Source organism: Phaeobacter sp. S60 (genome assembly GCF_000826845.1).
GTDB lineage: Bacteria > Pseudomonadota > Alphaproteobacteria > Rhodobacterales > Rhodobacteraceae > Phaeobacter > Phaeobacter piscinae.
The window spans coordinates 1-6,021 of the sequence record NZ_JSWJ01000020.1; the positions used below are offsets into that span (position 1 = coordinate 1).

The 6,021-nt window shown below is 56.0% G+C and carries 7 protein-coding genes; 4 read left to right on the top strand and 3 right to left on the bottom strand.

The features are described from left to right. Nucleotides 1-123 precede the first annotated feature (123 nt). Nucleotides 124-639 carry a hypothetical protein gene (locus tag OO25_RS17710; RefSeq protein ID WP_040181680.1) on the bottom strand — a complete coding sequence of 172 codons (516 nt, stop codon included), beginning with the start codon at nt 637-639 and terminating at the stop codon, nt 124-126. Then, nucleotides 636-893, bottom strand: coding sequence for a hypothetical protein (locus OO25_RS17715; RefSeq protein WP_040181682.1), 258 nt, complete (start codon nt 891-893; stop codon nt 636-638). Before OO25_RS17715 ends, OO25_RS17710 begins: the two co-directional genes overlap by 4 nt. Before the next feature lie 219 nt (nt 894-1,112). Here OO25_RS17715 and mobQ point away from each other — a divergent pair, with 219 nt between their 5' ends. The 4 genes from mobQ to OO25_RS17735 all read left to right on the top strand — a co-directional run bounded on the left by mobQ (nt 1,113) and on the right by OO25_RS17735 (nt 4,843). Next, entirely contained in the window at nt 1,113-2,135 is a 1,023-nt protein-coding gene (gene mobQ, locus OO25_RS17720; protein WP_052465720.1) for a MobQ family relaxase, read from the top strand. Nucleotides 2,136-2,253: 118 nt separating this feature from the next. After that, nucleotides 2,254-2,703 (top strand): hypothetical protein, encoded by a 450-nt coding sequence (locus tag OO25_RS17725; RefSeq protein WP_040181684.1) that lies wholly within the window; start codon nt 2,254-2,256, stop codon nt 2,701-2,703. 104 nt (nt 2,704-2,807) lie between these two features. Next, the gene (locus OO25_RS17730) at nt 2,808-3,818 is read left to right on the top strand and encodes a hypothetical protein (protein WP_040181686.1); all 1,011 of its coding nucleotides are present in this window, start codon (nt 2,808-2,810) and stop codon (nt 3,816-3,818) included. Nucleotides 3,819-3,877: 59 nt separating this feature from the next. Continuing rightward, complete coding sequence (locus OO25_RS17735; RefSeq protein WP_052465721.1) at nt 3,878-4,843, top strand: DNA cytosine methyltransferase; 966 nt, start codon at nt 3,878-3,880, stop codon at nt 4,841-4,843. A gap of 23 nt (nt 4,844-4,866) precedes the next feature. On the opposite strand, the gene OO25_RS17740 is transcribed toward OO25_RS17735, so the two are convergent. Then, nucleotides 4,867-5,877, bottom strand: a complete 1,011-nt coding sequence (locus tag OO25_RS17740) for a replication initiator protein A (protein ID WP_052465722.1) — start codon at nt 5,875-5,877, stop codon at nt 4,867-4,869. Between the last annotated feature and the right edge of the window lie 144 nt (nt 5,878-6,021).

A 6,021-nucleotide genomic window follows, 5' to 3' on the forward strand; every position in this document is an offset into this window, starting at 1 on the left:
AATTCGTTAGTTTCGGAACCGGACAGGCGGTTTCCTATTTTGAAGACAGTAGGTTAAGGGCGATTTTTGGCACCGTAACATACTCCGTAGGTAACACTATTAACACTAGGCGTTGCCTGTGGATTATTCGCTGATCTGGAACACACAGAACTTGCCGTTCTGCTGATCTGCGATGAACCCATCCTGGCGGGTGCAGGCCCAATCCAGCCCCATGAGCTGGACGCTGTCCGCAAAATCGCGGCCCAAGTAGTAATCGAACACTACCACGGAAGCCAAAGCGCCCGTGGCAAGCCCTGTAAGGGCTGAGAAAGCCATCAGGAGCCAGACGTTGCGCCTACGGGCCAGAACGGTGCTTGAGGCCGCTCTACGGGCATCTGAGAGGCTGCGTACGGCATCATCAACCTTCCCATGCATCTCACGGGCGGTCTGATCCAGAGCATGGGCCAGACTGGATGCGCCTTCCCTGCCCCCTTGCGAGGCCGCATTCTGGACGCCCGCGATTTTTTCCGCGTTATCTTCCAGTGCGGCTTGCAGGTGCTTGAGCCGTTCTTCCGTGATTTGGCGCTTCTTCACATCGGCGATCTCGACCCGCAGCAGGGTAAGGGTATCGGTCAGGGTCTTGATGGGGTCGTTGCTCATGCTTGGTCGTCTCCGATGAATTTCCGCAGCTCATCCAGCAGGGGTTCCGCATCCTGTTTGTCTACGGCCCGTGTCAGCGAGTTTTCCAGCAACCGGACCAGGTAACGGGCCAGCTTTTTGTCTTTGAAGGCCGCAGGGATGATGGTCGCACCGACGATGATCTTCCGGCGCGTGTCTTTTGTCCGCTTTTTGGTCTTGAGCCTCTGGACCCTGTTCTCGGCCTCGGCAATTTGCTGGTCGATGGTTCGGGGCATCAGAGTTGCGAGGTCCTGTTCTGGGTGCTACGGTAGAAACACTTTAAGTGCTCACTTATACATTGCCAAGGCAATGTGTGAGGTCTCAACGGGGTAAACCCCAAGGCGACGCCATTCCCCTTTGCCGCAAGCGGCAACATGGGGCGGCGCTTCGCCCGCCCCAAACCCCACCAGACCAGGGCATTGCCCTGGACCAACCGCACAGGCTCACCCACTCCGATGGCGATCTATCATTTCTCCGCAAAGATGATCTCCCGCAGCACGGGGCGCAGTGCCGTTGCCGCTGCCGCCTACCGGACAGCCGAGCGCATCGAGGACCACCGCCAAGGGTTGGAGCATGATTACTCCAACCGCACCGGCGTCCTGCATACCGAGATCCTCGCCCCTGACGGCACACCCGAAGCCCTGAGGGATCGGGCAACCTTGTGGAACGCCGTCGAGGCCGTGGAGCGGCGCAAGGATGCCCAGCTTGCCCGCGAGGTGACGGTCGCCCTGCCCCACGAGCTGACGGACGCACAACGGGCCTCTCTGGTGCGGTCCTTCGTGCAATCCGCCTTTCTCGATCGGGGCATGATTGCCGATGTAGCTTTGCACGCCCCCGGAAGGGAGGGGGACGAGCGCAACCACCACGCCCATATCATGCTGACCACCCGTTCCATCGGCGCAGACGGCTTTGAGGGCAAAGACCGATCATGGAACAGCAAGGAGCTGCTGGAGGACTGGCGCGAGAGCTGGGCCGATCATGCCAACGCCTATCTGCGCGAGATCGAGGTCGGGCGCGAGATCGACCACCGCAGCCTTGAGGCACAGCGCGAAGAAAAGCTGGACCTCAAGGAGAGGGCGCTTGAGCGGGGCGACACCAAGGCCGCCCACGAGCTGGAGATCGAGGCCGTGGAGCTGGACCGCGATCCCCTGCCGGATATTGGCTGGAAGGCGTGGGGCATGGAGCGGCGCGGGATCCAGACCACCGCAGGCGATCTATGGCGGGAGGCCCGTAGCCGGCTGGAACAGGTCCGCGAAGTGGTGTCCAGTCTGCGCGAACGGTTTGCCGAGACCTATGCCCGTGTGCGGGAGGTGGCCGAGCATTCCCTGAACGGGTTGGCCGAGGCGTTGCGTGGCGCGGACTTCTCGACGCTTGAGGCCGCGCATGAGCAGGTCAGGGAGCGGGACAGGGAGGCAGAACGCAGCATCGAGCAGGACCGCGATATCAGCCGTGAAAGAGATGATGGGTTCAGCTTGTGACCACCTAAAGCGGCGGCTGAAAACTCTGGCCTTCCTTGCTTGGGTGGTTTTCGGCTAAACTAGCTGAAAACCGGTAGGAAGTCCGTCTCCGACCTCCTGTATAAGGCAGAACAGAACCATGGTAAAATTATCTTTGAATAAGGCCGCAAAGGAGGCTGGGGTTGCCAAGTCCACCTTGCTGGATGCCTTGAGTGCTGGGCGAATGAGTGCAGAAAAGAACGAAAAGGGGCATTGGGAAATCGACCCTTCTGAGCTTTTCAGGGTGTTCTCTAAAACCAGTTCTGCCGAACATAAAAAACCGTTTCCGACCCCATTGGAAAACCATCAAAAAACTACCCAAAACAGCGCTTTGGAGATCGAAGTTAAGATGCTCCGAGAGCAGATCGAGCGGATGGACTCGGAACGGGATCGCGAGCGTTCTCAACTCACCGACCAGATCGAGGCATTGAAAGAGCAGGCTGAGCGTCAGAGCGCCGATCATAGGCAGGCTTTGGCTGCGTTGACTGATCAGCGCGAGAAGGTCACGCAGCAACCCAAGCGCGGCCTTTGGGCGCGCATGCTAGGGTAAGGTTGCGCCGCAAACGCTTACTTTGCCATAATTTCTTGCCTTATAGAGGACGAATCGTTCTCACATCGATATCACGATCCGAAATCGAAGATCGTGAGGACGTTATGGATGCAGAAGAGTTCGAGGCAATACTGACAGAGGTTTCGGACATCCTCACACAAGATGTTCAAGGGTCCTCCGACCATCACAAGCCATCCATTTTTGAGGATTTTGTTCGCGAGACCATCCAAGACGTGCTTCGAGCCAGAGGACACGATGCTGCAATGGACCCACGAGTTCAGGGTTTTCCAGATATCGCGGTTGGCAATTTTGGCGTCGAGGTCAAATGCACAGAGAGCGACTCTTGGCGGTGCATCGCAAACTCGGTTTCAGAGGGGAATGCGATCAAAGACGTAGATCATATCTATGTCATTTATGGGAAAATTGGTGGTAAACCAGAAGTCCGATGGGCTGATTACGGTCAATCCATCATGCATGTCCGCACAAGCCATGTGCCCCGGTTCGAGATTGAAATAGGGACCTCTCGACCGCTTTTCGAGCAATTGGGGACGACATATGAAGATTTTCGAGAGCTGTCGATCCACGATAAGATGCCGTACATTCGTCAGTACGCCCGTGGCCGTCTTCGCCCTGGTGAACGCCTTTGGTGGCTAGATGATAAGGAAGATGACGACCAACACTCGCTGCCGCTTTCGGTCACAATTTATATGGATCTGCCGCAGGACGAAAAACGGAAGCTTCGGGCTGAAGCGGTCCTCATGTCTCCTATGGTCTGTGCTCACTCCAGGTCACGACGAAAATACAATGATGCCGTTCTCTACATGATGACGTATCGCGGGGTGTTGTGCCCGCAAGCCCGCGATCTGTTTTCCGCCGGAAGCGTGGCAGGACCCGAACGTGGCGGCAACTATCTCATCCGATCAATACAAAGTATTCAGGACGAAATTCGGGTGGCCGCCTATGAGTTGGAAGATGCCCTTTTTCAGGAATACTGGGGCCATGTCCCAGCTCCTGAGGATCGCATCTTGGAGTGGTTGCGAATGGCTGATGAGATCGCAACGGACTGGGTTCCGTCCGACGAGCTATTCTTTGACGAGCAGGGTAAAGTTAAATAGAATCAGTGAAAATCAATTGAGCACAGTCGAGTTGCCCATCCTATAATCCGGAGCAGAACATGCAGAAATATTCCGTCGTATCAATGTTTTCTGGGTGCGGTGGCATGGATTTGGGTCTCATCGGCGGCTTTGACTACTTGGGCAAACGCTTCAAGCGCAACCCGTTCGACATCAAATGGTCGAATGATCTCAACCCCTATGCCTGTGCCACCTATGAGCACAACTTGCGGCACAAGATCCATGTTGGCAGCGTTTGGGACCACATCGATACCATGCCCGCGACCTGTGACCTCCTGATTGGAGGCTTTCCGTGTCAAGATATTTCAATCAACGGCAAACGTCGCGGCATCGCAGGTGAACGGTCAGGGTTATACCGTGCAATGGTCGAAGCGGTCCGGCGCATGCGTCCGAAGATGTTTGTGGCGGAGAATGTCCGTGGTCTGCTCTATGCTTATAATCGCGAGAGCTTAGAGACCGTTATCTCAGACTTTTCGGCACTCGGTTACAAGGTGACCTACAAACTGTATTTGACAGCCGATTACGGTGTTCCGCAGAGCCGTGAACGCGTCCTCATTGTGGGTGTGCAGGACGATGTGGCCCCGTTCGTTGAACCTGAAGCTGCCACGCCTAAAGGATCTTGGATTACATCCCGCACGGCGATCCAAGACTTGGAGGATACTCCGCTTGACCAGACACATAGCCATGTGTGGTCTCTGGCGAAGCGGAGCAGTGACCAAGGTGGTCGCGTTCTGAATCCTGATAAACCATCGCCAACTATCCGTGCAGAATGTCATGGTAATAATTCGTTCCATTACAGCCTGCCACGGAGAATCTCGATGCGTGAGGCCGCCCGATTTCAGTCTTTTCCAGATGATTTTATATTTCAGGCCCGGTTGCGAGAGACTGAGCGCATGATTGGGAATGCAGTGCCACCAGTCTTTGCCTGGCATGTGGCACAATCTATCAAAGCAACGCTTGAAGCGTTCGACGTCTCCGAGAGCAAGGTGCTCGTTGCAGCAGAATGACGCTGAGTAAACTCAGGTTGTTCTTAACGAAGCTGTTCTTGCTTACCTGCCCAGGCGACAAAGGCGGCGCCGGGATTTTTGGGTGGATTGCCTTTGACAGCTTCACTCTTGGCGAACGCTAGCCAATCCGATCTCATGGCGTAGTAGTCCCGGCCCTTTTCTCTGGCGATGCCGCGCGCCTTGTCCTCTGCCCATTCCGGCAATCGGATATCGGGCGAGAGGTCGCTCTGCGGAGAGCGCGGGCGGAAGATCACTAGGTCGTCTGGGGTCAACTCCATGCGATAGAACGGAGTGTGGTCGTCCTCGATGATCTGGCGGATGTTGAGCCGGAATTTCTTCAGGGGGGCGTTACTACCGGTCTTTTCCTGAAGCTTAGCGAGGCCGATGTGCCATTTCGGCTGGCCTCCGCAGTGCTTGCGGCCGATCTCATACAGGCGGCGTTCCAGCGGGCGGCGCAGGCGGAAATAGTCGTTCGAGATCGTTACGACCTCATCACCTTCGATTGCGCGCATCACCCAGTCGGATAATATCACCTCGCAGTAGTCGAGCCGCCACTTGCCCTCTTCCTTCATGACGAACCCACTGCCCGATTCCAGCAGGCTGAAAAAGCGTGTCTCGCGCCTATTCCCAGTCTGAATATCGGTCTGGAAGGTTGTCCCGATTAGCCTCTGGAATGCCTGTTCCAAGCGTTGATACTCGACCCCGCCTGTCTTGCGGTTGGTGGTGATCATTAGTTCACGGGCGCTGAAACGCACTCGTTTGCCGATCTTCTCGCCGCGGTTCTTGCGGTGCATGAGCTGGCTTACGCAAAATATCAGAATGTCCTTGTCGAAGATCGTGGGCAGGCCGACTCCGGACGGCACGATCTTCAGTCGGTTGTCGCCCCCACGATATTCGAGGTGGCGCATGTCTGGTTTGGTGGCGAGCGAGAACAGAGGATGCTCCATAGAGGCCATGTCGTCCTTCGGCACCACATCGGAAATGTCGAGGATGAAGAAGTCCTTCTGGGGGTGTCTGTCCGGGAGCAGGGGCATCCATTCGCCTTGGCTTAGTTCGTTATATCTGGAACCAGCATCGGGCAGAGCGAAAGGCGCGTCAAGTTCGTTATATCAGGACCCGATTTGAGTATGAATCTGTTCGTTAGTTTCGGAACCCAAATTCGTTAGTTTCGGAACCCA